Annotated in this window: 25 protein-coding genes; 11 read left to right on the plus strand and 14 right to left on the minus strand. The window is 66.8% G+C overall.

Annotated features, from left to right (window positions below; all coding sequences use genetic code 11):
• Positions 1–219 carry an NF038396 family protein gene (locus TV39_RS15630; RefSeq protein WP_043483118.1) on the plus strand — a complete coding sequence of 73 codons (219 nt, stop codon included), beginning with the start codon at positions 1–3 and terminating at the stop codon, positions 217–219.
• 130 nt (positions 220–349) lie between these two features.
• Positions 350–1,480, plus strand: coding sequence for an aspartate-semialdehyde dehydrogenase (gene asd, locus TV39_RS15635; RefSeq protein WP_043483119.1), 1,131 nt, complete (start codon positions 350–352; stop codon positions 1,478–1,480).
• Here the strand turns inward: asd and TV39_RS15640 are convergent.
• Positions 1,477–2,580 carry a winged helix DNA-binding domain-containing protein gene (locus TV39_RS15640; protein ID WP_043483121.1) on the minus strand — a complete coding sequence of 368 codons (1,104 nt, stop codon included), beginning with the start codon at positions 2,578–2,580 and terminating at the stop codon, positions 1,477–1,479. The two genes, asd and TV39_RS15640, sit on opposite strands and share 4 nt — an antisense overlap.
• Before the next feature lie 252 nt (positions 2,581–2,832).
• Here TV39_RS15640 and TV39_RS15645 point away from each other — a divergent pair, with 252 nt between their 5' ends.
• Positions 2,833–3,186 (plus strand): hypothetical protein, encoded by a 354-nt coding sequence (locus TV39_RS15645; RefSeq protein WP_235347414.1) that lies wholly within the window; start codon positions 2,833–2,835, stop codon positions 3,184–3,186.
• Between the two features lie 46 nt (positions 3,187–3,232).
• Here TV39_RS15645 and TV39_RS15650 read toward each other — a convergent pair whose 3' ends face one another.
• The 4 genes from TV39_RS15650 to TV39_RS15665 are packed head-to-tail and all read right to left on the minus strand — an operon-like array spanning position 3,233 to position 6,566.
• Entirely contained in the window at positions 3,233–4,300 is a 1,068-nt protein-coding gene (locus TV39_RS15650) for a UDP-N-acetylmuramate dehydrogenase (RefSeq protein ID WP_043483123.1), read from the minus strand.
• 37 nt (positions 4,301–4,337) lie between these two features.
• Entirely contained in the window at positions 4,338–5,618 is a 1,281-nt protein-coding gene (locus TV39_RS15655; protein WP_043483238.1) for an MFS transporter, read from the minus strand.
• A gap of 13 nt (positions 5,619–5,631) precedes the next feature.
• Positions 5,632–6,084 (minus strand): MaoC family dehydratase, encoded by a 453-nt coding sequence (locus TV39_RS15660; protein ID WP_082049767.1) that lies wholly within the window; start codon positions 6,082–6,084, stop codon positions 5,632–5,634.
• Between the two features lie 2 nt (positions 6,085–6,086).
• Complete coding sequence (locus TV39_RS15665; protein ID WP_043483125.1) at positions 6,087–6,566, minus strand: FAS1-like dehydratase domain-containing protein; 480 nt, start codon at positions 6,564–6,566, stop codon at positions 6,087–6,089.
• Positions 6,567–6,761: 195 nt separating this feature from the next.
• On the opposite strand from TV39_RS15665, the gene TV39_RS15670 reads away from it, so the two are divergent.
• Together TV39_RS15670 and TV39_RS15675 are read left to right on the plus strand one after the other, a co-directional pair.
• Positions 6,762–7,139 carry an ArsR/SmtB family transcription factor gene (locus TV39_RS15670; protein WP_043483126.1) on the plus strand — a complete coding sequence of 126 codons (378 nt, stop codon included), beginning with the start codon at positions 6,762–6,764 and terminating at the stop codon, positions 7,137–7,139.
• Positions 7,136–8,794 carry a SulP family inorganic anion transporter gene (locus TV39_RS15675; RefSeq protein WP_043483127.1) on the plus strand — a complete coding sequence of 553 codons (1,659 nt, stop codon included), beginning with the start codon at positions 7,136–7,138 and terminating at the stop codon, positions 8,792–8,794. The genes TV39_RS15670 and TV39_RS15675 overlap by 4 nt, the downstream gene beginning before the upstream one ends.
• Here the strand turns inward: TV39_RS15675 and TV39_RS15680 are convergent.
• Genes TV39_RS15680 through TV39_RS15690 form a run of 3 tightly spaced genes read right to left on the minus strand, consistent with a single transcriptional unit; the run spans position 8,784 to position 10,916 of the window.
• The gene (locus TV39_RS15680) at positions 8,784–9,008 is read right to left on the minus strand and encodes a DUF3188 domain-containing protein (RefSeq protein WP_043483129.1); all 225 of its coding nucleotides are present in this window, start codon (positions 9,006–9,008) and stop codon (positions 8,784–8,786) included. The two genes, TV39_RS15675 and TV39_RS15680, sit on opposite strands and share 11 nt — an antisense overlap.
• Positions 9,009–9,030: 22 nt before the next feature.
• A complete protein-coding gene (locus TV39_RS15685) occupies positions 9,031–10,008 on the minus strand; it encodes a DUF2797 domain-containing protein (RefSeq protein ID WP_082049769.1) in 978 nt (325 codons plus the stop codon).
• Between the two features lie 38 nt (positions 10,009–10,046).
• A complete protein-coding gene (locus TV39_RS15690; RefSeq protein WP_043483131.1) occupies positions 10,047–10,916 on the minus strand; it encodes an HpcH/HpaI aldolase/citrate lyase family protein in 870 nt (289 codons plus the stop codon).
• A gap of 303 nt (positions 10,917–11,219) precedes the next feature.
• Between TV39_RS15690 and TV39_RS15695 the strand changes: the two genes are divergently transcribed.
• From TV39_RS15695 to TV39_RS15710, 4 genes are read left to right on the plus strand one after another with little or no spacing between them, the layout of a single operon-like run.
• On the plus strand, positions 11,220–12,239 hold the full coding sequence (locus tag TV39_RS15695) for an ABC transporter substrate-binding protein (RefSeq protein WP_043483132.1): 1,020 nt from the start codon (positions 11,220–11,222) through the stop codon (positions 12,237–12,239).
• A gap of 40 nt (positions 12,240–12,279) precedes the next feature.
• A complete protein-coding gene (locus TV39_RS15700) occupies positions 12,280–13,173 on the plus strand; it encodes an ABC transporter ATP-binding protein (RefSeq protein ID WP_043483134.1) in 894 nt (297 codons plus the stop codon).
• Positions 13,173–14,081: an ABC transporter permease gene (locus TV39_RS15705; protein ID WP_043483135.1), complete on the plus strand. Its 909-nt coding sequence runs from the start codon at positions 13,173–13,175 to the stop codon at positions 14,079–14,081. The genes TV39_RS15700 and TV39_RS15705 overlap by 1 nt, the downstream gene beginning before the upstream one ends.
• Before the next feature lie 36 nt (positions 14,082–14,117).
• On the plus strand, positions 14,118–15,038 hold the full coding sequence (locus tag TV39_RS15710) for a TauD/TfdA dioxygenase family protein (RefSeq protein WP_043483137.1): 921 nt from the start codon (positions 14,118–14,120) through the stop codon (positions 15,036–15,038).
• 88 nt (positions 15,039–15,126) lie between these two features.
• Here the strand turns inward: TV39_RS15710 and TV39_RS15715 are convergent, their stop codons facing one another.
• The 5 genes from TV39_RS15715 to TV39_RS15735 all read right to left on the minus strand — a co-directional run bounded on the left by TV39_RS15715 (position 15,127) and on the right by TV39_RS15735 (position 21,215).
• A complete protein-coding gene (locus tag TV39_RS15715) occupies positions 15,127–16,113 on the minus strand; it encodes an aldo/keto reductase (protein WP_043483139.1) in 987 nt (328 codons plus the stop codon).
• A gap of 126 nt (positions 16,114–16,239) precedes the next feature.
• On the minus strand, positions 16,240–17,946 hold the full coding sequence (locus TV39_RS15720; protein ID WP_043483140.1) for a glycoside hydrolase family 13 protein: 1,707 nt from the start codon (positions 17,944–17,946) through the stop codon (positions 16,240–16,242).
• A 98-nt stretch (positions 17,947–18,044) separates the two neighbouring features.
• Positions 18,045–18,944, minus strand: coding sequence for a carbohydrate ABC transporter permease (locus TV39_RS15725; protein WP_043483142.1), 900 nt, complete (start codon positions 18,942–18,944; stop codon positions 18,045–18,047).
• Positions 18,944–19,888 carry a carbohydrate ABC transporter permease gene (locus TV39_RS15730; protein ID WP_043483144.1) on the minus strand — a complete coding sequence of 315 codons (945 nt, stop codon included), beginning with the start codon at positions 19,886–19,888 and terminating at the stop codon, positions 18,944–18,946. Before TV39_RS15730 ends, TV39_RS15725 begins: the two co-directional genes overlap by 1 nt.
• Before the next feature lie 25 nt (positions 19,889–19,913).
• Positions 19,914–21,215, minus strand: a complete 1,302-nt coding sequence (locus tag TV39_RS15735; RefSeq protein WP_043483242.1) for an ABC transporter substrate-binding protein — start codon at positions 21,213–21,215, stop codon at positions 19,914–19,916.
• A 238-nt stretch (positions 21,216–21,453) separates the two neighbouring features.
• Between TV39_RS15735 and TV39_RS15740 the strand changes: the two genes are divergently transcribed.
• Positions 21,454–22,656, plus strand: a complete 1,203-nt coding sequence (locus tag TV39_RS15740; RefSeq protein ID WP_043483145.1) for an ROK family transcriptional regulator — start codon at positions 21,454–21,456, stop codon at positions 22,654–22,656.
• 85 nt (positions 22,657–22,741) lie between these two features.
• On the opposite strand, the gene TV39_RS15745 is transcribed toward TV39_RS15740, so the two are convergent.
• On the minus strand, positions 22,742–24,313 hold the full coding sequence (locus tag TV39_RS15745; RefSeq protein WP_043483146.1) for a Na+/H+ antiporter: 1,572 nt from the start codon (positions 24,311–24,313) through the stop codon (positions 22,742–22,744).
• A gap of 395 nt (positions 24,314–24,708) precedes the next feature.
• Here TV39_RS15745 and TV39_RS15750 point away from each other — a divergent pair.
• A partial coding sequence (locus TV39_RS15750) for an IS110 family transposase (protein WP_043483148.1) occupies positions 24,709–25,020 on the plus strand: 312 nt, incomplete at its 3' end.

Raw genomic sequence — 25,020 nt, forward strand, 5'->3', positions numbered from 1 at the left:
TTGCTGAAGAAACCGGAAACACTCTTTGTCCTGGGCTACATGCTCCTCCCGCTGCTGGCACTCCTCTCCGCGATCGTGGGACTGACCATGATCCTGGGCGGCAACAAGATCGCCGGCGCGATCGTGCTGGTGGTGGTCACCCAGGCGTTTGCCTTCGGCGCCGTCTACGCGCTGCGCCTCCGCAAGGCTGCGGTGATCGAACAGCACGACTCCGAGTAGCGGCTCCGGCGGCGCTCTGTCCTTGCGCCGCACGATGACGCGTCCTACGGAAGGCGCCTCCCGGCGTCGTACGTTTTGCAGGTGACGTAACCGACTGCGCCGTGCCGGTTCCGAAGTCTAAACTGTACGAATGACTACAGCAGCTACCCCCTCCGTCGGCCTGGTCGGATGGCGCGGCATGGTCGGCTCCGTCCTGATGCAGCGCATGCAGGACGAAGGCGACTTCGCCAACATCAACCCGGTGTTCTTCTCCACCTCCAACGCCGGAGGTGCCGCGCCTTCGTTTGCAGAAGGCGCCGGCAAGCTCGAAGACGCGTTCGACGTCGACACGCTGGCCAAGCTGCCGATTATTGTTACCGCCCAGGGCGGCGACTACACCAAGCAGGTCCATGGCGAGCTGCGCAGCCGCGGCTGGGACGGCCTCTGGATCGACGCCGCCTCCACCCTGCGCATGAACGACGACTCGATCATTGTGCTGGACCCGATCAACCGCGACGTCATCGACAAGGGCCTCGCCAACGGCACCAAGGACTTCATCGGCGGCAACTGCACCGTCTCCTGCATGCTGATGGGCCTCGGCGGCTTGTTCAAGAACGGCCTCGTCGAGTGGGGCACGTCCATGACCTACCAGGCCGCCTCCGGCGGCGGCGCCCGCCACATGCGCGAGCTGCTCAGCCAGTTCGGCACGCTCAACGCCGAGGTCAGCTCGGAACTGGACGACCCGGCGTCGGCCATCCTGGAGATCGACCGCAAGGTCCTGGCGCACCAGCGCACCGACATCGACGCGACACAGTTCGGCGTCCCGCTGGCCGGCTCGCTGATCCCCTGGATCGACGCAGACCTGGGCAACGGCCAGTCCAAGGAAGAGTGGAAGGCGGGAGTGGAGACCAACAAGATCCTCGGCACCGCCGGCGAGAACCACATCGTCATGGACGGCCTGTGCATCCGGATCGGCGCCATGCGTTCGCACTCGCAGGCCCTGACGCTGAAGCTCCGCGAAGACCTTTCCGTGGCCGAGATCGAGAAGCTCCTGGCCGAGGATAATGAGTGGGCCAAGGTGATTCCGAACACCAAGGAGGACTCCATGGCGAGCCTCACTCCGGTGGCGGCATCCGGCACGCTGGACATCCCGGTGGGCCGCATCCGCAAGATGGAAATGGGCCCGGAATACATCAGCGCCTTCACCGTGGGCGACCAGCTCCTCTGGGGCGCAGCCGAGCCGCTGCGACGCATGCTCAACATCGCCACCGGCACGCTCTAGCCGAGGAACCTCAGGTACCTCGCGGCCTGCAGCTCAAATGACTTTTGGGCTGCAGGCCGCAGTCCGTTAACCGTGTCGAACGGAACAGGTACGACGGCGGCCGTCCGGCCGGAGCCTTCCCGCGCCCAGGTGCCGACCACCTGTCCGCCGGCCACGATCGTCTTCTTGAACATTCCGTTGCCGCCCGGGACTATTTTTTGGGCATGTGCCGGCGGAAGCACGAGTGACCGGTCCGTGTATCCCAGCAGGAATTCATCGAAGCCCGGCAGGATCAGCAGGGAGCGCTGGCCGGGGACGCCGTCGTCGAGCAGTGCCGCGGTGGACGGCGACATCCAGTAGTTGGTTCCCCCGAACTCCACCTCAGCGAGCTGATCCCTCACCGCGGCCAGTGCGCTGCGGACCTCCGTCACGGGCGTACTGGACCACCAGGCGAAGTCACGTTCCGTGGCCGGGCCGTGGCTGAGCATGTACCGGAGCACCAGCTCGGCGATGCCCTCGGCGCGGTCCAGCTCGCGGGACTTCGGAATCCACTCGTCGAACGCCTTGATGAGCTGCTGGTTCCCCACAAGCGGCCCCTGCACCAGCCAGGCCCGCTGGCACAAAACTCCCAGCAGGTGGATGCCGCGCTGGCCCGCCGTGGACTGGCCCGCGGCTTCAAAGGCCGCAAAGAGCTGTTGCCGCGTGGCCGAGCCGCCGCCGGAGACAAGTTCCAGGGCCGCATCGCGGGCAGAGTCCACGTCCCGGGCAGCGATCTCCAGCTCCCGGTGGCGGCCGCCCATTCCGCGGAGCTGGCGATCGGCCGTGATGTCCAGGATCCAGCGCAGGTCCTCCGGAGCCAGCAGGTGAAGGGTCCCGCGCATGGGCCACGAGCGGACAACCAGTCCGTCATCCAGCGCGGACCTCACGGTGTCAACGCCGGCATTGCGGACCCTCAGCCCCACCGCCCACAGTGCCGCCTGCATGTCCTGGGCCTGCATGGCCGTCATCCAGCGCACGGCGTCGGGAGCTGAATCGAACGCCGGCGCCAGCAGTCCCTGCGCGGCGAGGCGCAGCCGTCCGATGACCTGCCGGGTGACCCGGGTCCGTGCGCCAGCTCCCATGCCCCTATCGTAGGTCGGACCCCCATCCGGGGCGGCAGTCCCGGGCAGTTTTGCACGGGCAGTGCACGGCAGGCTCCCAGCCGGTTTACAGCCGGGGTCCCTACGCTTGATGGATGACTATCGGAGAGCTCTGGCCGCACCTGCGGCCCCTGTGCCGGGCCCTTGCCCTGCTGGGCTGGGCTACCAGTGCTGCCGGAATGGCCGCAGGGCTCTCCATTGCCGTGGCAGGAGGAACGAGCCTCTCCCCCCACCATGGAGGCCCTGCAGGGCTTTTCGACGGTCAGCATGGGGGTGGCTGTCATCAGCTTCATCGCAGCCTCCCTGCTGCAGCCCCGGCACCGCGGCTGGCGTGCTGTTGACCATGACGCCGACGGCGCTGCCCCGGATCCCGGCGGCGAGTTGCCGCCCACCATCAGGAGCTTCCTGCTAGCCGCTTTCGCGTTGCTGACGGGCGCAGTCGTCTTCGCCTGTGCCGGGCTGGTCCTCCGCAACGGCCCCAGCGCGCAGTCCGTTGCGTTTTGCCAGGTCTTCCTGCTGGGCGCGGCGGCATCCGGGTTCACGTTCATGCTGTTCAGCAAGGTGGCCCCGCAGCGCCGGCGGACCTAGCCCGGCGCCGGCGGACCTAGCCCGGCGGCGGTAGTGTTCGGAGCGGCTAGAGCTCCATGCCGATCAGCAGCGGCTCCGGGTGCAGTTCAATGCCAAAGCGCTCGATGACGCCGCGCTGGACCTCACGCGCCACGGCCACCATGTCTGCCGCGCTCGCGGAACCCCGGTTGGTGATGGCAAGGGTGTGCTTGGTGGACAGGGACGCCCGTCCGCCGGAGACACTCGCGCCCGCCAGCCCGTATCCCTTCCCGAAGCCGGCATGGTCGATCAGCCAGGCGGCGGACAGCTTGACCAGGCCGTCCTCCCCGGCCGGGTACCGGGGAGCGTCCCCGGGGAGACGCCCTGCCGTTTCCGAGGAGACGATCGGATTGGTGAAGAAGGATCCCGTGGAATACGTGTCGCGGTCATCCGGGGCCAGGACCATGCCCTTGGAGGCACGGAGCCGCAGGACTTCACGGCGCACATCGTTGGCGTACGCCCTTTGTCCGGGTTCGACGCCCAGGGACTTCGCCAGCTCGGCATACCGGATGGGCGCACTCATGCGGCCCAGCGGCAGCTGGAACTCGACCGTGAGCACAACGAAGCGCGGGGACCCCTGGACGGTGGTCTGTTTGAGGATCGAATCCCGGTAGCCGAACTTCAGCTCGGAATTCGTGAAGGTGCGGACGGCGTTCTTTTCCCGGTCCCAGGTGCGCACCGCGGCGATGGTCTGGGAGACGTCCGCGCCGTAGGCGCCCACGTTCTGCACGGGAGTGGCGCCCGTGGAGCCGGGGATGCCGGACAAGGCTTCGATTCCGGACCAGGCGTGGCGGACGGCGTGCTCCACCAGGGCGTCCCAGTTGTGCCCTGCTTGGACCACCACGGCGACGCCGCCGCAGGAGTCCTCGGCGTTGACGGTGAACCCTTCAGAGGCGATCCGGAGCACGGTGCCGGGGTAGCCGTCGTCGGAAACCAGCAGGTTGGACCCGCCCGCGATGATGAGCAGCTGCTCGCCGGCGGCGTCCGCCGAGCGGACGGCCTCGATGATCTCCGGCTCCGTGCGCGCCTCGATGTAGGTGCCGGCGGGACCGCCAACGGCGGCAGTGGTCAGGTCGGAAAGCAAAGTCTGGGTCACCTGTCCAGCCTATCGGTCATTCCGGCGGGACCGGGATTCAGGAGAGCTTCCGGGCCACCGGGGACAGCAGGAAGCTGACCACGAGCATCACCATCACGGCAAGCAGCGAGTGGAGGATGCCCACGTGTTCGGCAAGCAGCCCCAGCAGCGGCGGCCCGCACAGGAAGGCACCGTACCCGATGGTGGACACCACCGAGACGCGCGCAGCGGCCTTGACGGGGTCGTCGGCCGCGGCGGACATCCCCACCGGGAACCCCAGTGAAGCACCCAGGCCCCAGACAGCCAGGGCCACGAAGGCCAGCCAGGGCACGGGGGCGAACACGAACAGCCCCAGACCGGCGACGGCCAGCGCGGCGCACCAGCGCATCACCGGCACCCTGCCGAATCGGTCCAGGACCAGCGTTCCGGCGAAGCGTCCGATGGTCATGAAGGTGACGAACAGGCCGTAGCCCGCTGCCCCTGCCGCGTCCGTCTGGCCGTGGCCGTCGGCGAGTGCCAAAGCCACCCAGTCGCCGGCCGCACCTTCGGCGAGGGCAAGACCCAGGACCAGCACGCCCAGCAGCAGCGTGCGTTTGTCACGCCAAGCCTGGGCGATCTGTCGTTTGTTGTCCAGCGGCTGTTCCGGTACCGCATCCGTCTGGCGCACAACGGGGATGGGCCCGGTGGACGGGTCTTCGAAAGTGTCCGGCCCGGCGGCTTTGAACGGGCGCTCCCCCTGCACCGGCGTGATGTCCGCCCGGAACCAGTAAGCGGCCGTGGCGACGGATCCGGCCACCACCAGTCCGCCCGCCGACAGGTGCCAGAACACGGGGATGTTCGCACCGGCAGCCCACGCCCCCAGCCCGGCGCCCGCAACCGTTCCGAGGCTGAAGGAACCGTGCAGCCGGGGCATGATGTGCCGGCGGACGGCGCGTTCCACCGCGGCGCCTTCGACATTGGATGCGGTGTTCCAGCTGGCGGTGCCGAGGCCGATGATCGCCATGCCCGCGGCGACCACCACCGGGCTGGCGAGCACGGAGGTGCCGAAACCGGCCAGCAGAAGCCCGAAGCCCACCATGACGCTGCCGATCCGGATGGTCCGTTTGGAACCCAGCCGGAGGACGATCAGCCCCGACGCGGAGACGGAAATAAACGAGCCGGCCGTCAGGCAGAGCAGGAGCAGTCCGATGGTCCCCGGAGTAAGGTCCAGGCCGTCCCTGATGGCCGGGAGCCGGGACACCCAGGTGGAGAACGCGATTCCGCTGGCCCCGTAGGCCACCACCACGGCGTTCCGCCAGTGCGTGACCTCGGCGGCCGGCGTGAAGACCTTCCTGGTCACGGCAGCATCTTTGTCACGCAAGCCTGACGACAGCCTGGGCCTTCATCAGGACTTTCTGGCCGGCGGACACCACGGTGAGGTCCACGCGGGCGGTTCCGGCATCGGCGTCGAGGGCGCCAACTGAGCCGCTGACCTCGATGACGGCCCCGGGCTCTTCGGTACCGGTGGTGTCCGTGACCAGGACCGGCTTGGTGAAGCGGGTCTGGAAATCGACGACGGCGGCCGGGTCGCCTGCCCAGTCGGTCACCAGCTGGACTGCGGCGCCCATGGTGAACATGCCGTGGGCAATGACGCCGGGCAGGCCCACGCCGGTGGCGAATGCTTCGTTCCAGTGGATCGGGTTGAAGTCGCCGGACGCGCCGGCATACTTGACGAGGTCCTGGCGGGTGACGGTGATGCTGCGGCTGCCGACGCCCTGGCCTACGGCAAGCTCAGAAAAAACAGGGGCAATGGATGCGGTGCTCATGGTTACTGTCCCTCTCCGCGGACCAGGATGGACGAGGTGGTGGTGGAGACGGCCTCCCGGGAAGCACCCGGGCCGTCTGCGCCGTCGCCGGTGAGGGCGAAGATTTCCGAGCGGGTGGTGATCATGGCACCGCCGCCCATGGCGCGGACGCCGTCCACGTGCAATTCCGCCACCAACCGGTCACCGGCGAAGATGGGCCGGTGGTGGACGAACCGCTGGTCCGCGTGGACCACGCGGGAGAAGTCAATGCCGGACTCCGGATCCTCGATCAGCTGGGCATCGGCACGCTGGGCAACGATGATGGCGAAGGTGGGCGGGGCCACGAGGTCGCTGTGGCCCAGGGCCCGGGCTGCTTCCAGGTCGTAATGCGCGGGATGGCTTGCCTTGACCGCCCGGGCGAACTCGCGGATCTTCTCGCGGCCGACGTCGTACACCTCTGCGGCAGGGTAGCTACGGCCCTGCAGGTCCGGATTGATAGTCATGGCCTCAAGCCTATCGCTCCCCCGCCGCCAGGCCGGCGGCCTGTTACGAAGAGAGAGGCGGCCGGTTCACGGCCTGTTACGCACGAAGGGCCTGGCAGCCCGGCCGGTGTAGTGGTATGATAAATTCATCATTCCATCAAATCATGCAGAGACCGCTCATCCGGGCGCTGCATGACCAGGCGACAGCAGGCCCCCATGATTTCCCCGGCACAGGCCCCTTTGTACGAAATCAAGGCCAACCTCTTCAAGGCCCTCGCCCACCCGGCGCGCATCAGGATCCTCGAACTGCTGGCGGCTGCCCCCGACACAACAGCCCCGGTCAGCTTCCTCCTGTCCGAAACCGGGCTGGAAGCCTCGCACCTCTCCCAGCACCTGGCAACGCTGCGCCGGCACAAGGTGGTGACCTCGGTCCGGTCGGCGAACGCCGTGACGTACCGCCTGGCGAACCCGAAAATCGCAGAACTCCTGGCCATCGCCCGAATGTTCCTGCTGGACACGCTGGCGGACTCCAGCGAACAGCTCCGCCTGGCGCAGGAACTGCCGGGCGCCCATCTCACCGGCCAGTCCTCGTGAGCCGGCTGCGGACACTCCGGGCGTTCCTGCCCTCCCGCCGGGACTACGACGGGCTGGGAACCTCGTGGAAGACGGACCTCACAGCCGGCGTCACGGTGGGGATCGTTGCACTCCCGCTGGCACTGGCGTTCGGGGTCAGCTCCGGGGTGGGCGCTGAGGCAGGCCTGATCACTGCGGTGGTTGCCGGCCTGGTGGCGGCCATCATGGGCGGCTCCAACGTCCAGGTGTCCGGCCCCACCGGCGCCATGGTGGTGGTCCTGGCCCCAGTGGTGGCCACCCACGGTGCCGGCAGCATTCCCATTGTTTCGCTGCTGGCAGGGCTCCTTGTCTGTGCGCTCGGCATCAGCGGGCTGGGCCGCGCCGTCGCTTTCATCCCCTGGCCCGTGGTGGAAGGCTTCACGCTCGGCATTGCCGCCATCATCTTCCTCCAGCAGGTGCCCTTGGCCACCGGAACAGCAGGCATCCCCGGCCACAACACCGTTGTTGCCGCGGTCGAGGCCGCCTCAGGGGCCGCGTTTCCCACCGTCGTCCAGACCCTCGCCGTGGTGGCGGGCGTGGGTGCGGTGATGTTCCTGCTCCCCAAGCTGAACAAGTCCCTGCCCGCAAGCCTGATCGCGGTGCTGCTGGCCACCGTGGCCGCCGAAATCCTTGGGCTGGACATCCCCCGAATCGGCGAGCTGCCGCATTCCCTGTCCGCGCCGTCCATGCCCTCCCTGGACCCGTCCACGCTAAGCGGGCTGCTGATGCCCGCGGTGTCCATCGCGGCGCTGGCCGCCATCGAGTCCCTGCTCTCCGCGCGGGTGGCGGCCGGAATGGTCGGTCCTGACGGAAGGCCATCCGGGGCTTACCGCCCCGACCGTGAGCTCACGGGACAGGGACTGGCATCTATCGCGGCGGGGTTCTTTGGTGGCATGCCGGCCACGGGTGCCATCGCCCGCACCGCAGTCAACGTCCGGTCCGGGGCGAAGACCCGCCTCGCGGCGATTGTTCACGCGCTCGTTCTGCTGGCGATCATCTACCTGGCAGCCGGCCTCGTGGGAAGGATCCCGCTCGCGGTACTCGCCGGCATCCTGATGGTCACGGCCACAAGGATGGTCTCGAAGCATACGGTGACCGCGATCATGCGTTCCACCCGCGCGGATGCCTTCGTGTTTGTCCTGACAGCGCTGATCACGGTCGCGTTCGACCTGATCGTGGCCATCGAGATCGGGCTCATCGCTGCGGCCCTGTTTACGCTGCGGAAATTCGCCTCGCTCAGCAGGGTGAAGCGCGAGGAAGTTCCGGGGCCGCATGTGGAGGGCGACAGGCACATCGCAATCTTCAGGCTCGACGGCGCCATGTTCTTCGGGGCGGCGGAACGGATCCTGCAGGAAATCAGCGAGGTCAAGGATATCCAGGTGGCCATCATCCGTTTGTCCCAGGTGCGGATGCTGGACGCCACGGGCGCCCATGCCTTGGTGGAAGTCATCTCAGCACTGGAACTGCGCGGGATCACCGTTCTACTGAAGGGCGTCCAGCCGGAGCACCTGGAACTGGTGACGAACGTGGGTGTGATCCGGTCCCTCCGGCACCACAAGCATCTGTTCACGTCGCTGCCCGCGGCCGTGGAGCATGCCCGGAGCCACGTCCTGCGGAACGCTGCCGCTAACGCTTGAGGTTCTTCCTGATCTGCTGGCCCCGCACCACGATCCCCACAACGTGCAGGATGAGGCCGACGCCGATCACCGGCAACGACGCCACGGCGAGGCCCTGGTTGCCGGACGTGTTGCCCACCAGGTTGAGGACAATGCCGACGGCGATCAGGCCCATGGCGCTGAAAACCAGCACCTTGTAGGAGGTGGATGCGGTGGCCCAGAATTCGTTCAGCACCGTCCCATTCTATGTGCCGGCCTCAGAACAACGATTCCTGTACGGCCGGGACCTCCGACGCGTGGTGGTCTCCGAGTTCTACGCGCCGCGCCTTCAGGTTGCCGAGGTTAACCACGAACTCCAGCCCGGAGCCATCCAGTCCCGCCACCGCGATGCTGCCGCTCACCGCGGCAATCCGGAATCCGTGCGCTCCGGCGCCCATGCTGTGCGGGTACGCGTACCGGACCGCCGCCACGCACGCTCGGTCTGCAAGGCCCGGCCGGACCCACTGTTCGTCCACCACCTCGAATCCCTCCCCGCCGGCGCGGGCCAGCAGTGCGCGTGCGTCACCGGCCAGCTGCCGGTTCAGGGCATCAAGTTCGACGGCGGGTGCCGGTGCCACCAATGCGGCGGCCTTGGCTGCCGAACGGACCTGCTGCGGGAGCCCCGCGTCGCGGGTGAGCATGTCTTCAAGGACCCGGACCACCCTGCCGTCGTCCGCCCGCGCCACATAGCGTGCCACCACCGCGCCCTGCTCGGCCAGCCGGTTCCATTTCCGCAGGTTCGATGCGGTGCCCACCTTGCTGGCGCCGCTGGCAAACGTTGCCACATACAGCCAGTGCTGCTGCATGAGGTAGGCGCGGAGGCCTGGCGGGACGCCCCCGCCGCGGTGGAAGTCATGGATCAGCCGGGAATCATCCACCACGAAGCAGCGCTCGCACTGGCTGCCCTTGACGGCCGAGGCCTTGGCCGGGCAGAGGACGTGGTCCCGGTCAGCCGGGCCGTGCACCTTGTGGTGCCCAAGGCACCACTTGCCACCCGCGGCGACCCGGAAACCCAGCCGGCTGCCCGCGTCGAGCTCCAGCTCCCGGAAGCCGCCTGAAGGATCCTGCAAGCGCACCACCGGAGTGCCGCCGTCGCGCTTTGCCGGCCCGCGCTGTCCTGTTCCGGTGTTCGCCGGGGAACCGGGCGGCGCGCCATCCCAAAAGACCCCGTGGACCAGATAGCGGGTATCGGTCACGGGGTCTCCTTTGGCTGCGGCTGCTGCGGTGGCGCTAGCTAGAGCGCCGGCTGCACCCCAAAGGCTACCGCGAGCTTCATGATCTTCTCGGCGCGGCCCAGGCGCGGCAGGTCGGAGCCGTCGCGGATCACGCGGCCGTTGGCCTCGAAGTCGGCCATGAAGTCCGTGGCCCACGCGACGTCGGACGGCGTGGGGCTGATGACCTCGTTGATGACGTTGGTCTGGTCGATGGCCAGGCAGAGCTTGCCGGTCATGCCCATCATCACGGTGATTCCGGTCTGCTCGCGCAGGATGGGGTGGTTGGTGCCCACCGTGGGGCCGTCAATGGGGCCCGGCAGGTTGCCCACGCGGCTGGCAACAACCAGCTTGGCGCGCGGGTACGCCATCGCCTCCGGAGTGGCCGCCATGCCGGTGTCGCGGCGGAAATCGCCGGAACCGAAGGCCAGGCGGAAGGCGCCCTGGGCCTTGGCGATGTGGTTGGCTTCCTCGATGCCGACGGCGGATTCCACCAGCGGAATCACGGGGGTCTTGCCGTCCATGCGGTGGTAGCTCTCGGTGACCTGGTCCGCGGACTCGGTCTTGGCCAGCATGACTCCGAGCAGGCCCGGGGTGCCGCGCAGGCCGGCGAGGTCATCGGCCCAGAACGGGCTCGTGGCGTCGTTGATGCGCACCCAGGCCCGGCCGCCGGCGGTCAGCCAGTTGATGACGTGTTCGCGGGCGGTGTCCTTCTGCGAGGGGTCCACCGCATCTTCGATGTCCAGGATGATCGAGTCCGCACGCGACGTAGCCGAGACGTCAAAAAGCTCAGGCTTCATCGCGTTCACCAAAAGCCACGAACGGGCAATTTCGGCGGGAATGTTTCGTTCGGGCCGTACGGTGTCGACGGCGGCGGAGGTTGAGGTGGTCATACTCCTACCGTATCCGCCCTGAGCCTCCCAACGCTAAGTAACAGCTGTCCAACGGGCGAACAATACGACCAAAATCCGGCGCGGCCGGCGCGTCAAACGCGTTCACGGGCCGTTAACGGGCGAAACGGGGCGTCTTGTGACCCGCGGTTTCGCCCTGTTTCCGCGCATTTCCGCGGGTTTCCCGGCGTGACGGCAGCGCTTCCCCTCGCCCCGGACGGTGCGCTTACATCGTTCCAGCGGCAGGCAACCGGCCACCACCGCTTCAGTCCAAGACCCGCTCCATCCCTCACAAAGGAACCCCGAATGAAACGACACCTGACCATCATGAGTGCCGCGGCCGCCGTCGTCATCGCGATGACGGTGTCGGGCTGCGGCGGCGCGGCCGAAGCCGGCAGTACAGCCGGCGGCGCCACCGAAGTAAAGGAGCTCCGCTACCAGGGCTCTGCCAACGCCGTCACCCTTCCGGAGCTCGCCCAGGACCTCGGCTACCTTGGCGACATCAAGCTCAACTGGGTGGGCAACACCATCAGCGGTCCGCAGGACATCCAGTCCGCGGCCACCGGGCAGACCGACTTTGGCGGCGCGTTCGCCGGAGCCGTGGTGAAGCTGGTGGAAGCCGGCGCCCCGGTCAAGGCCGTCATCAACTACTACGGCGAAGACGAAAAGACCTTCAACGGCTTCTACGTCAAGGAAGACAGCCCCATCCGGACCGCCCGCGACTTCATCGGCAAGAAAATCGCCGTCAACACGCTCGGCGCACACGCGGACGCCGTCATCAGCACCTACCTGCAAAAGAACGGCCTGAGCGCCGAGGACATTAAGCAGGTGCAGCTGGTGGTAGTGCCGCCCAACGACACCGAAGAGGCCATCCGCCGCGGCCAGGTGGACGCCGGCTCACTGGGCGGCGTCCTGCAGGACAAGGCGATCGCCGGCGGCGGCCTCCGCTCGGTGTTCAGCGACGCCGAACTCTTCGGCACCTTCGCCGGCGGCCCCTATGTGCTGCGCACTGACTTCATCGCGAAGAACCCCAACACCACCCGGACGTTCACTACCGGGGTGGCCAAGGCCATCGAATGGGAGCGGAACACCCCGCGCGAGGAAGTGATCGCCCGCTTCACCAAGATCCTGCAGGAACGCGGCCGCAACGAAAACCCGGCAGCGCTGCAGTACTGGAAGAGCGTGGGTGTTCCGGCCAAGGGCGAGATCAAGGATGAGGATTTCACCCGCTGGAGCAAGTGGCTCAAGGACACCGGAATCATCAAGGGCGAGCTGGACCCCAAGAAGCTCTACACCAACGAGTTCAACGCCCTGGTGACCGGATGAGCACCGGCAGCAGCACCAGCCGCAACCCGAAAGGACAACCATGACGCCGAAAATCAGCCTCCGGAACGTCACCAAGGAATTCGCGGTGCGCCAGGGCAAGAGCAGCGGGAAACGGCGTACCCGGAAACAGGCCGGCCCGTCCGTGCTGACGGCCCTCGACGATCTCAGCCTGGACGTCGCCGCCGGTGAATTCCTCACGCTGGTGGGCCCCAGCGGCTCAGGCAAGACCACGCTGCTGGACCTGCTGGCGGGCCTCTCCCGGCCCACCTCCGGAAGCGTCCTGGTGGACGGCAAGGAAGTGACCGCACCGGGCCCGGACCGCGCCGTCGTCTTCCAGCAGTACGCATTGTTCCCGTGGCGGACCGCCTCGGCCAACGTTTCCATCGGGCTGGAAAACTCCGGCCTTTCCCGGAAGGAACGGGCCGCGAAGGCCAGCGAATTCCTGGACCTGGTGGGGCTGGCGGGGTTCGAGGACCGCTACCCGCACGAACTGTCCGGCGGCATGAAGCAGCGCGTGGCCATCGCCAGAAGCCTCGCCTATGAGCCGGACATCCTGCTGATGGACGAACCGTTCGCGGCCCTGGATGCGCAGACCCGCGAGCAGCTCCAGGACGAGCTGCTGCGGATCTGGAAGGCCACGGGCAAGACCATCGTCTTCATCACGCACGGTATCGATGAGGCCGTGTACCTGGGCCAGCGCGTGGCCGTCCTTAGCGCACGACCCGGCCGGCTCAAGGAGTTCGTAGCCATCAACATCCCGGACCGCGACGGCGAGGGCGACGTCCGCTCGCATCCGGCGTTTGTGGAACACCGGCACCAGCTCTGGTCCCTCCTGCACGATGAAGTCCGGCTCGCCCAGGACTCCGGACACCGGAAGATCCTCCCGGACGGTACGGCCCCCGACGAACAACCCCAGGAAAGGAGCGCTGCCTGATGAGTGCTGTGCTGACCCGACCGCCCGAGGCGGCTGCCGCCGTCGGACGTTCCCGTCAAACCGGACAGGCCGGGCCATCCGGTCCGGAAAGCGGACCACGGCCGACGACGGCGGGCCGGCTCACTGCCCTGGCCGGGCTCGCCGGACGGGCCGGCTGGAAATCCCTCGCCGTGCTGCTGTTCCTCGCGCTGTGGGAACTGGGCCCCACGTACCTGGCCAGCCCGTCCACGCGCGTGTTCCTGCCGCCGCTGCACGAAGTACTGGCCGCCGGCGGGAAGCTGCTGGAGACCGGGCAACTGCAGAACCACCTGCAGGCCAGCCTCACCCGCTCGGTCTCCGGATTCAGCATTGCCGTGGTGTCCGCCGTGGTGCTGGGGCTGCTGATCGCCTGGTACGGGTGGCTGAGCTCGTTCCTGAACCCCCTGCTCGAGCTGTTCCGCAACACAGCCACGCTGGCACTGCTTCCGGTCTTCACGCTGCTGCTGGGCATCGGCGAGGAATCCAAGATCACCATCGTGGCCTACGCGGCGTTTTTCCCGGTACTCCTGAACACCATCGCCGGTGTCCGGACCGTTGACCCGCTGCTGATCCGTGCGGCGCGGTCCCTGGGGCTGAACAGCTTCCGGCTCTTCCAGAAGGTGATTCTGCCGTCCGCCGTCCCCACCATCTTCACAGGCATCCGGATGGCGGGCACGTCTTCCATCCTGGTGCTGATCGCCGCCGAAATGGTGGGTGCCAAAGCCGGTCTGGGCTACCTGATCGTCAATTCGCAGATGAGCTTCCTGATCCCGGACATGTACGCCGGAATCCTCACCGTCTCCATCCTGGGACTGGCAGTCAACATTCTCCTCGTCGGCCTGGAACGGCACTTCTCCCGCTGGCGCACTGCCGTCGGCTCCGGAAACTGATCCCAACGTCACACCCAATCAGTAAGGAACAACGCAATGACTACCCTCACCGAAACCAAGCTCGAATTTGCCAAGCTGGGCTCCCGTATCGGGGCTGAAATCCGCGGCCTGGACCTCAGCGGGGACCTCTCCGACAGCACCGTGGCGCAGCTCCAGGCGGCGCTCAATGAGCACAAAGCACTGGTGTTCCGCGACGCCAACATCCTCACGGACGAGGCGCAGGTGAAGTTCGCCAGCCACTTCGGACCGCTCACGAAGGCGCACCCCACCGTGGCCTCCGTGGACGGCGAAGAGAACGTCCTGCCGGTGGACAGCGAGAACGGCTCAGCCAACAACTGGCACACCGACGTCACCTTTGTGGTGAACCCGCCGCAAGCATCCACGCTTCGCAGCATCCATCTTCCGGCGTACGGCGGGGAAACGCTGATCGCGTCCTCGGCCGGAGCGTACCAGGATCTGCCGGAGGAGCTGCGGAACTTCGCGGACACCCTCTGGGCCATCCACACCAACGACTACGACTACTCGGTGCCGAAGAACCTGGAGCACCGGAACGCCGAAGAGCGGCGCAAGGAGTTCACGAGGCTGAAGTTCGAGACAGCCCACCCGGTGGTCCGGGTCCACCCGCTGACCGGCGAGCGCGGATTGTTCATCGGGGGCTTCGCGCAGCGGCTGCGGATCGTGGGGCTGTCCAACACCGAGTCGAAGGACATCATCCGGCTGCTGCAGGCCTACGTCACGCGTCCGGAGAACGTGGTGCGGGTGAACTGGGAGCCGAACCAGGTGGTGCTGTTCGACAACCGCATCACCCAGCACTACGCCCCGGACAACTACGACGGCCAGCCCCGCAAGCTCAACCGTGTGACCATTGCCGGCGACATTCCGGTGGGTGTGAACGGCAAGAAGAGCCAAGCCTTGCAGGGCGACTCGTCCACGTACTCGGTGGTGGCCCCGCTCTAGGTGCTCCACGCCCAACTGGGTCGCAGTTAATGTCGTTATGAGCGCTCATAACGACATCTACTGCGACCTAGTTGGGTTAAGCGGGCACTTAGGGGATGTTGCTTCCCCGGGCCGTGACCCACAGTTTGTACCACTCGGCGCGGGTCATGTCGGCGGCAACATGGGCCGCTCCGGCGCACGCGCGGATGCGGTCCGGGTTGGCCGACCCGATCACCGGCGCGATCCCGGCCGGGTGCCGCATCAGCCAGCCGAGGAGGATTGCCTCCCGCGTCGTCCCCTTGGCCGTCGCCATCCCGGCGACCAGGGCCGCAGTGGCGGCCTCGGCCGGCGTCGGGCTTTCCGGCGGAGCTCCGGTGTAGTGGCCCCGGGCCAGCGCCCCGTAGGCCTGCAGGGAAATCCCCTGCCGGCTGCAGAACTCCACGGTGCCGTGCGGGAAGCTGTAATCCAGCCCCTCCGCATGGTTCACCAGCACGGTGCTTTCCAGCCAGGCCCTTTTCAGCAGGCTCATCTCCAGCTGGTTGGCAACCACCGGGGCTTCCAAGTGGTCCTGCAGCATCTCGATCTGCGGGGCGGACATGTTGGACACGCCCACCTGCCGCACTTTGCCTTCACGCATCAGCTGCCCGACGGCGGACGCCACTTCGGCGGGGTCCGCCAACGGGTCGGGGCGGTGCAGCAGCAGGACATCCACGTAGTCCGTCTTCAGCCGTTTCAGGCTGCCGTTGACCCGCTCGAGGATCCCGTCGCGGCTCAGGTCGTAGTGAGTTTCCAGGCCCTGCTCATTGAGCCGGATCCCGCACTTGGTCTGGAGCCGGATCCGTTCCCTCAGCCCGGGCGTGATCGCAAGCACTTCGCCGAATACGGCCTCCGACTTGCCGCTGCGGTAGATGTCAGCATGGTCGAACAGGGTGATGCCTGCATCGAGGGCAGCGTCGATTGCCGCGGCCGCCTGCTCCACGTGCTGAGTTGCGTACGGCTCGGCTGACCAGCTGCCGCCAAGGCCCATGCAGCCGTAGATCAGCTCCTGGGTGTGGATCAGCTCCTGGCCCGACGGGCTTGAAGATTGTTCAGTCATGTCGTCACTCTTTCACTTGATCGTGCGGAGGCCCAGCAGCAAGAAGTCCCGGTGCGCGCCYTGTCGGGGCGCCGCCACCGGGACGGGATTCCTGATGTAGCTAGCGGGTGCTATCCAGGCTTCGCGTTAGCGCAGCCAGACGGTGGTGTTGCCCGGCAGGAGCTTTCCGTCCAGCGGGGCGCTGCTGAGCAGGACCTCGCCGGCCGGGAGCTCCACCGGCTCCGCACCGAAGTTGGTCACGGACTGCCAGCCTCCGTGGCGGCTGAAGTGCAGCACCTCGGGGTTGCCGGTCTCCGCCCACTCCAGGTCTTCGGCGGTCTGCAGCTCGCGCCGCAGCTTCAGGGCCGCGCGGTACAGCTCGAGCGTGGAGCCCTCCACGCCGTCCTGGGCGTCCACTGCGTAGCGGGCAAACCATGCAGGCTGGGGCAGGTGGGCATCGCCGGAGCCGAAGCCAAAGGACGTTCCTTCCGAGGCCCACGGCAGCGGCACGCGGCAGCCGTCACGGCCGATCTCCACGCCCTTGTTGCGGAAGAAGGAGGGGTCCTGGCGTTCCGAGTCCGGGATCTCCGCGACTTCCTGCAGGCCGAGCTCCTCTCCCTGGTAGAGGTAGGCCGAGCCCGGGAGGGCAAGCATCAGCAGGCTGGCCGCACGGGCGCGGCGCAGGCCCAGTTCGACGTCCAGTTCCCCGGCCGGGGCGCCGGCCAGCAGCCAGCCCTTGCCGTCCTGGCCCTTGGCGTGGACGCCGCCGCCCTTCGGCAGGCCGTAGCGGGTGGCATGCCGGACGACGTCGTGGTTGGAGAAGACCCAGGTGGAGGAGGCTCCGGTGGCCGTGGCTTCGGCGAGGTTCCGGGTGATGATCTCGTGGAACTCGTCGGCGTCGAAATCGGCCTGCAGGAGGTCGAAGTTGAAGGCCTGGCCCAGGCCCTGCGGGCTGGCGTAGCGGGCGCGGCGGGTGGCGTGCACCCAGGCTTCGGCGACGGCGGTGCGCGGCGGGTTGTACTCGTTGAACACCTCGCGCCATTCGGCGTAGATCTCGTGGACCTCGTCGCGGTCCCAGAACGGGTGCGAGCCGTCGGCAAAACCGTCAGTACCGGTGTTTGCCTCGCTGAGTTCCACCTTGGAGAGCAGCGGTTCGGTGAGGTCCTTGGTGAGGGCGTGCGCCACGTCCACGCGGAAGCCGTCCACGCCGCGGTCGGACCAGAAGCGCAGGGTCTTCAGGAAGTCGTCGCGGATTTCGCGGTTGGACCAGTTCAGGTCCGGCTGCTCCTTGGCGAAGATGTGCATATACCACTGGCCGGGAGTGCCGTCGGGTTCGGTGATGCGCTCCCAGGCGGGTCCGCCGAAGACGGAATCCCAGTCCGACGGCGGCAGCTCGCCGTTCTCGCCCAGGCCGTCCCGGAAAATGTAGCGTTCGCGGGCAGCGGAACCCCGCGGGGAGGCCAGGGCTTCCTTGAACCATTCGTGGCGGTCGGAGGAGTGGTTGGGGACGATGTCCGCAATGAGCTTGATGCCGGCCTCGTGCAGCGCGGCGGACATTTCGGCGAAGTCTTCCAGGGTGCCCAGCTTGGGGTCGACGTTGCGGTAGTCGTCAACGTCGTAACCGCCGTCCGCGAGCGCGGACGGGTAGAAGGGGCTGAGCCAGACGGCGTCGATCCCCAGTTCCTTCAGGTAGGGCACCTTGGCCGTGATGCCCTTGATGTCGCCCAGGCCGTCACCGTTCGAATCCGAGAAGCTGCGCGGATAGATCTGGTACACAGAGGCCTGGCGCCACCAGTTGGGATCGGCTGCGAGGTTTGAGTCGGACAGGGTTGCCAGAGTGGCGGTGGTGGACAAAGGAGATTCCTTTTCTTGGGTTAGTTGTTTTTGGTGTCGGGAAAAATGGATGGGCCCGGAACTGCGCCCTGCTTCACTGCGTCCTATTTGACTGCGTCCTATTTCACTGCGCCGCGCATGACTCCGGACAGTACCCAACGTTGCGCCAGGATGTAAACCACCAGGGTGGGCGCCATGGCCATCAGGTAGGACGCGAAGGCGAGGCTGTAGTTGGTGTTGAATTCGCCCTGGAAGAGCATCTGCACCACGGGCAGGGTCTGCAGCGCGGGATCCGCGATCAGCATCTGCGGCAGCAGGAAGTCGTTCCAGGAGCCGAGGAAGGCGAAGATCCCGACGGTCGCGTTCATGGGGGCCAGCAGGGGAAAGATGATCTTGCGGAACACCTGCCACGTGGTGGCGCCGTCCATGCGGGCCGATTCCTCGAGCTCCACCGGGATGGACCGGACGAAGGCGATGTAGAGCAGTGTGTTGAAGGAGATGCCGCCGAGGACGTGCAGGAACACCACACCGGCCGGGTTGTCCAGGCCGAGGAGCGCTGTCTGCTTGATGAGCGGCAGGATGATCACCGGGAAGGGGATGAACATGGCAGATAGCAGGTAGACGAACGAGCCGCGGAAGAACCGGTGGTTCCAGTTCCGGGCAATGGCGTAGGCCACCAGGGAACTGCTGGCCAGCGAGCCGAGGACACTCAGCACGGTGACAAACGCCGTGGACATGAAGGCCCGCGGAAAGTTGGTGGCCACGTACGCGGCGGCGAAGTTCTCCCAGTTCATCGGGTTCGGCCAGGCGAGGCCCGTGCCGGTGCCGATCTGGTCCGGGGACTTCAGTGCCATGGCCACGGTGAAGTAGAGCGGCAGCAGCACGGTCAACGAGGCGGCCAGCACCAGCGCGGTGAGCCACCAGTTGATCTTGAAGCCTTCGCGGTTGGACCGGCGGTTCTTTGCGGCGGGAGCCTTCGCTTCGGCAGCTTTCGGCGCGGCAAATGTGGATGCAGTCATTAGAGTGAAACCCCCCGGCGCTGGATGAGGCGCAGCTGGATGACGGAGATCAGCAAGGTGATCAGGAAGTAGATGACGGCGTTCGCCATCTGGTAGGAATAGTCGCCGCCCGTGAAGCCGGAGAAGATGCGCATGGCCACGGACTGCGTCGCCATGCCGGGCCCGCCCCCGGTGAGGCCCACGATGATCTCGTAGGTTCCCAGGAAGCCCTTGAACCCGAGGATGACGTTGATCACGAGGTACCCCAGGATCAACGGCAGCGTCAGGCTGATGAACTGCCGGAAACTGCCCGCGCCGTCGAGGTCCGCGGCTTCGTAGACCTCGGACGGCACGCTCTGGAGGCCCGCCAGGTAGATGATGGTGGCGCCCGGCGCCGCCTGCCACACCGTGACGAGCACGATGGCCAGCCAGGCAAGGTTTTCGTTGGCGAGGATGCTCGTGGCCAGCGGGGTCACGCCGAATCGTTCAGCCAGCACCGGAAGCGTGTTGGAGAAGAGGTAGTTGAATACGAACGAGACAATCAGGGCGGAGAGCACCATGGGGATGAAGAACACTGTGCGGATGCCGGTGCGCCATTTGATCTTCGCGTTGAGGCCCAGGGCGATGGCCAGCGCCACGACGTTGACCACCACGGTAGTGGTGAGGGCGAACATGAAGGTGAAGACATAGGACTGCAGGACAGCGGGGTCCTTGAAGATGTTGACGTAGTTCATCAGCCCGATGAACTTCCAGTCACCGTAGCCTGCGTAGTTGGTGAGGCTGAAGAAGACGCCCACGAGTGCCGGCAGGGTGATGAAGAAGGCGAACAGTGCCAGGACGGGCACCACCATCCAGTAATACGTGGGATCGATCCGGCTCTTGGACCGGACGGTGCCGGCGGCGGAAGTCGGGTTCTTGCGTCCTGCGGGAGGGGCTGTCTGGGCCACCCGGGATGTTGTAGTCATTGGGGCTCCTGGAGTCGGGTGGGGGTCAGACCGCGGTGCGCTCGGCGACGCGGCGCCATTCGTCGTCGAGTGCGGCGAGGAACTGTTCGCCGTTCTTGCTGTAGACGAAGGACTGGATGTAGTTGTTCACGGGCACCGACGGCGGGAAGTAGGTCACGGCGCCCTGGAAGTAGCGCGCCTCTGCGACTGCTGCGTTCAGCCCGGTAATGTGCGCATTGCTGACGGCGGGGGCGTCCTTGAGCGGCGAGAACGCAGCGTTCTTCTCGTTGTACGTGTTCACCACGGACGGTTCCAGCAGGTAGTTGACGAACCGCCGCGCCGCAGCCATGTTGGGCGTGTTCCGCGTGATGGAGAGCGCCATGTCCACGTTAACGCGGGCCTTGGTCTCCGCCGGGTTGTTCGTCGCCGGCAGCGGAAACGTTCCCAGCCTGATGTCCTTGTTGGCTGCCACAAGCTGCGACAGCGCCCACGGGCCTTGCAGGTACATGGCCGCCTGCCCCTTGGCGAACGCGGCATTGCCGTCCGCGTAGTTCTTGCTGGCCGCTCCGTTCTGCGAGAACGAGGCGAGCTGGAGCATCTTGGGCAGGGCCGGGCCGAAGTTGTTGGCAAACGATTCGGCGGAATCCTTGGTGACGCGGGCACCCTTGGCGTTGAGCTTCGTGAAGAATTCCGCAACATCCAGCGTGCCCCCGGACGCGTAGTCGAACATGCCCTGGGCGAGGGTCCAGGGGTCCTTGTACGTTCCGTAGATCGGCGCGATGCCGGCCGCCTTGAACTTTTCGCAGGCGGCAACGAACCCGTCCCAGGTGGTGGGGACGGAGACACCGTGGGCCTCGAAAATGTCGCGGTTGTAGATGACGCCGGCTGCCGCAAGCGAGAACGGCAGGGCACTGATCTCGCTGCCGTTGTACTGGCCCCAGGAGTTGATGAGCTCCTGCATCTTCGGGTCGATGGTGTTTGCCACGGGCATGTCCGACAGGTCGGCGAAGATACCCTTCTTGACGAAGTCGGCGGTGGCCTGCGCGAAGCCGCGGGTCACCACGTCCGGGGGATCGTTGCGGACGAGGCCCGGCACGAAGTTGCCCTCATTGAAGTCCTGGACCACGCGGATGTCCGCGTTGAGCGCCTCGAAGTCCTTGATCACCTGGTTGAAGTAGTCCACCACTTCGGGCTTGTTCTGCATGAACCGGAGGGTGGTGACGCCGTTTTGTGCAGCAGGCGTGGCGCCGCAGCCGGAGAGGGGAACCATCAGGGCGGCCCCGGCCAGGCCTGCGGCCCGGAGGAGGGTACGCCTGCTGGGCAGCGATCCGGGTACAGACGCGTTCACTGGGCAGCGGCTGACGTGCGGGGGTGGCGGGGCTGCGCCTGCGGTGCGGGCGGGCAGTGCTTCAGGATGCGGTTCACAGTTGCTCCTTTGCAAAAGGCGGGTGAAGGGCTGGAAGGAGAGCCGGCGTTCGGCGGCCGTCCGACCCGCCATGCTCTGCGTTTGTACGTAAACGTTTATTTGGAATCTAAATTTAGTTCCTCAAGTATTATGTGGTGCAAAGCACAGAGAGGTCAACACCATGTCGGAAATGACAGCGGCCACACCCCAGCTGCTGCGGCGCGTCAGCGCCGGGGCAGTCCTCGATTTCATGCGCGCTTCCCAGGCGGTGACGGTCACGGAAGTCATGGAAGCCACCGGGTTGACCCGGGCCACCGCCATTTCCGTCTGCGAGGACCTCATGCACCGCGGCTGGATCAGGGAGCTGGAAAACCAGCGGGCCTTTGGCGGCTACCAGAAGGGCAGGCCGGCGCGGCGGTTTGAGCTCAACGAGCGCGCCGGCTACGTCCTGGGCATGGACGTGGGAATCTCCAAAGCGACGGTGGTGGTGTCCGATCTCCGCGGAAAAGCCCTGGGCCGGTCCAGCCAGCCGTTTGCCGGTGCCGAGATTACGGCCCAGGAACGGGTCGCAGTGGTGGACCGGACCGCCATGATGGCCCTGCACAGCGTGGGGGCCTCCCCCGACTCCGTTCTCGCCGTCTGCGCCGGAATCGCGGCCCCGGTGGACCGCAACGGGGACGTGCTGGTGACCCAGCACTTCTGGGGACTGTTCGACGTCGGCCTGAAGGCGGCGCTGCGGGATCTGCACGGGTGGACGGTGCTGCTGGAAAACGATGCCAACCTCGCCGCCCTGGGCGAGCGCTGGCGCGGTGCGGCGGCCGGCGTGGACGACGTCGTGGTTATCCTCGCCAGTGAGCGCCTCGGTTCGGGTGTGGTCGACGGCGGGCGGCTGCTGCACGGCCGGGGCGGCGGTGCCGGTGAGCTTGCATTCCTTGACATGGTGGAGGGGGTGGGTGACACCTTCGGCATCGCCTATCTGGCCCGCACCTGGGCTGCGGACGCCCTCGCCGGAAAAGCCAGGACCTCGCTCCGGGAGCATGCGGGAGATGGCGTCGAAGCGGAGCAGGTTTTCGCCGCGGCCGCCGCCGGGGATGCCGTTGCACTGAAGATCCTGGAGCGGCTGGCAGACAGGATGGCAAGGATCATTGGAGCCGTGGCAACCGTCATCAACCCGGAGTTGGTGGTCATTGGAGGCGCCGTGGCCAACTCGGCCGGGGTGCTGCTGGGGCCGATCGCCGAACGCCTTCCCGGGTTCACGGCCACTCCCCCGGCCGTGGCGGTTTCCCCCCTGGGCGACTCAATCGTGACCGTGGGAGCCGTGCGGTGCGCCCTGGATTACGTGGAAGAGAACACCCTCGACCTGGAGCTGGCGGTCCCTGCCTAAGGTGCCCCGTCGCAAGAGCGCGAACGGACACTTGGGGCCCAAAAACCCATGGATTTAAGGGCCGCAACTGTCCGTTCGCGCTGGATTACTCCGGCATGATCATGGTGCGGAGGTCCAGCTGGCGCAGCACGCGGTCCGCCACTTCCGGGTCCATGTCCGGTTCATTCCGGGCAGCCACCACTTCCTGGCGGGCGGCATCGAGCGCTATGGTCTGCACGGCAATGGCCAGTTCGCGCCCGCGCTGCCGCTTCTCCACCAGGGATTCGTTCCGCAGGCTCCCGTCCAGGAGCTCGGCGTGCAGCCGCGTCATCTTCTCCTTGACCAGTGCCACCTTCTCCGGCGGGAGCTCCTTCATGAGGTCGTTGTCCTTCAGGGCGGCGACGGCGGCCTGCTGCGCGCGCTTCGCCAGCACCCGGGCTGCGTCGCGTTCCTCCGAGCCGTCCCCGGTGGCCTCCAGGACTTTCATCAGCCAGGGCAGCGTCAGGCCCGGCAGCACCAGCGTGGCAAGCAGCACCGCACAGGCGGTGACCAGCAGCTGGTCCCGCGCCGGGAAAGGTGTGCCGTCCGCCAGCGTCAGGGGCAGTGCCAGCGCAAGCGCCAGGGTGGCGAGGCCGCGCATCCCGCACCAGGTCAGGATGAGGACTTCCTTGGCCGAGGTGGGCTGCAGCAGGTTCTCCCGTTTACGTGCCGAGGCAGCCAGCAGGCCGAGCCACAGGAACCGGACCGCGAACACGATGACGCACACCACCACGGCGGTGCCGATCATCCCGTAGACCTCAGTGCCTTCGTCGTGGATGACCTGGCGGATTTCCAGCCCCACCAGCCCGAAAGCCAGCCCGGTCACCAGGAGTTCCACCACATCCCAGAAGGCCGTGCGGGTGACTCTTTCGGCGGCGTCCTGCGGACGCGAATGCCGCTGCATTTCCAGGGCGGTGACGACGACGGCGATCACGCCTGAGGCGTGCACCTCTTCGGCCAGGATGTAGGCGGCAAACGGCACAACCAGGGTGACGGCGCTTCGCGCCACCATGGAGGTCACCAGCCGTGTGATCAGCGCCGTGACCCAGCCCATGGCGATGCCCACCAGCACCGCAACCGCAGCACCCACGAGGAACTTGAGGACGACGTCGGACCCTATCCTGCTGCCGGAGACGGCCGCCGCCACGGCAGCCTGGAAGATCACGATGGCGGCGGCGTCGTTGAAGAGGCCCTCGCTTTGCAGGACGGTGATGAGCCGCCGCGGCATGTGCACCCGGCCGGCCACGGACTCCACGGCCACCGGGTCCGGCGGGGCCACCATGGCGCCCAGGGCGATCGCGGCGGGGATTCCGATGCCCGGGATCATGAGCCAGGCCGCCCCGGCGACGGCCGCGGTGGACACGACCACCAGGGCCACGGCGAGCATGATCAGCGTGCGCCAGCGGACCCGGAACACGGCCCATGAGCTGCGCTGAGCCGTCGCAAACAGCAGCGGCGGCAGGAAGATTGGCAGGATCAGCTCCGGCGAGATATCCATTTCCGGAAAGCCGGGGATAAACGTCAGCGAGGCCGCCAGGATCAGCATCAGCACGGGATAGGGCAGCCGGAGCCTATCCCCCAGACCCACCGCCACCACCGTGGCAAGCAGGAGTCCGATAATAAGTGCCAGCTGGTCCATGGGCTTACTTTCCCCGAAGCGGAGGCGCCGCGCTGATGCGCAGGCGCCTCCCTCCACGATATCGGGTGCCGGCCGGGGGCCGTTCCGCCTAGACGATATGAAGTGGAACGGTTCCTGCCCGTCAGGGCAACGGTCCATTATCGCCGGACGGTCCTGGCAGCGCCAGCTTCCTGTGATTCGCCGCCTATTGGGGTAAAGGGAGGCGCTGCAGGACTTGTTCCCGGCGGTGATGTCCCTTATCCCGGACGGGCAGGGTCAGGACGAGGACGAGGACGAGGGGGCCGGGGCCTTCTGTTTCACAGGGTCCGTGGGTTGCCGTTGGCGGCTCCCTTGGCCTGTCGGCTTGTCGGGGGTGCAATGGTAGTGCCACATGTGAAGTTTGGGAGGTCCCGGCTATGTTTGAGCATACTTTCATTGGGCTGGATGTTCACGCGGTGAACGTCGTGGGCCATGCACTGAACCCCGCCACCGGTGAAATTAGCAACCACACGATGGCCTCAGATCCTGCGCTGGTGCTGGAGTGGCTCGGCCGGTTCACCCCGCCGCTCAAGGTCGTCTACGAATCGGGCCCGAGCGGGTTCGTCCTGGCCAGGTACCTGCGCGCCGCGGGCATCAACTGCGTCGTTGCGGCGTCCTCGAAACTGCTCCGTGCTCCCGGGGACCGGATCAAAACTGATCGGCGTGACGCCCGGGTGCTGGCCGAAATG

Origin of the sequence: Arthrobacter sp. SPG23 (assembly GCF_000876655.1) — a bacterium.
GTDB lineage: Bacteria > Actinomycetota > Actinomycetes > Actinomycetales > Micrococcaceae > Arthrobacter.

Excerpts from the sequence above, each read along its gene's own strand:
- TV39_RS15740 (WP_043483145.1), top strand. The coding sequence starts at position 21,454 with ATGTCGGAAATGACAGCGGCCACACCCCAGCTGCTGCGGCGCGTCAGC.
- asd (WP_043483119.1), top strand. The coding sequence starts at position 350 with ATGACTACAGCAGCTACCCCCTCCGTCGGCCTGGTCGGATGGCGCGGC.
- TV39_RS15665 (WP_043483125.1), bottom strand. The coding sequence starts at position 6,566 with ATGACTATCAATCCGGACCTGCAGGGCCGTAGCTACCCTGCCGCAGAG.
- TV39_RS15670 (WP_043483126.1), top strand. The coding sequence starts at position 6,762 with ATGATTTCCCCGGCACAGGCCCCTTTGTACGAAATCAAGGCCAACCTC.
- TV39_RS15705 (WP_043483135.1), top strand. The coding sequence starts at position 13,173 with ATGAGTGCTGTGCTGACCCGACCGCCCGAGGCGGCTGCCGCCGTCGGA.
- TV39_RS15710 (WP_043483137.1), top strand. The coding sequence starts at position 14,118 with ATGACTACCCTCACCGAAACCAAGCTCGAATTTGCCAAGCTGGGCTCC.
- TV39_RS15660 (WP_082049767.1), bottom strand. The coding sequence starts at position 6,084 with ATGAGCACCGCATCCATTGCCCCTGTTTTTTCTGAGCTTGCCGTAGGC.
- TV39_RS15730 (WP_043483144.1), bottom strand. The coding sequence starts at position 19,888 with ATGACTACAACATCCCGGGTGGCCCAGACAGCCCCTCCCGCAGGACGC.
- TV39_RS15725 (WP_043483142.1), bottom strand. The coding sequence starts at position 18,944 with ATGACTGCATCCACATTTGCCGCGCCGAAAGCTGCCGAAGCGAAGGCT.
- TV39_RS15715 (WP_043483139.1), bottom strand. The coding sequence starts at position 16,113 with ATGACTGAACAATCTTCAAGCCCGTCGGGCCAGGAGCTGATCCACACC.
- TV39_RS15695 (WP_043483132.1), top strand. The coding sequence starts at position 11,220 with ATGAAACGACACCTGACCATCATGAGTGCCGCGGCCGCCGTCGTCATC.
- TV39_RS15645 (WP_235347414.1), top strand. The coding sequence starts at position 2,833 with ATGGAGGCCCTGCAGGGCTTTTCGACGGTCAGCATGGGGGTGGCTGTC.
- TV39_RS15690 (WP_043483131.1), bottom strand. The coding sequence starts at position 10,916 with ATGACCACCTCAACCTCCGCCGCCGTCGACACCGTACGGCCCGAACGA.
- TV39_RS15700 (WP_043483134.1), top strand. The coding sequence starts at position 12,280 with ATGACGCCGAAAATCAGCCTCCGGAACGTCACCAAGGAATTCGCGGTG.
- TV39_RS15745 (WP_043483146.1), bottom strand. The coding sequence starts at position 24,313 with ATGGACCAGCTGGCACTTATTATCGGACTCCTGCTTGCCACGGTGGTG.
- TV39_RS15640 (WP_043483121.1), bottom strand. The coding sequence starts at position 2,580 with ATGGGAGCTGGCGCACGGACCCGGGTCACCCGGCAGGTCATCGGACGG.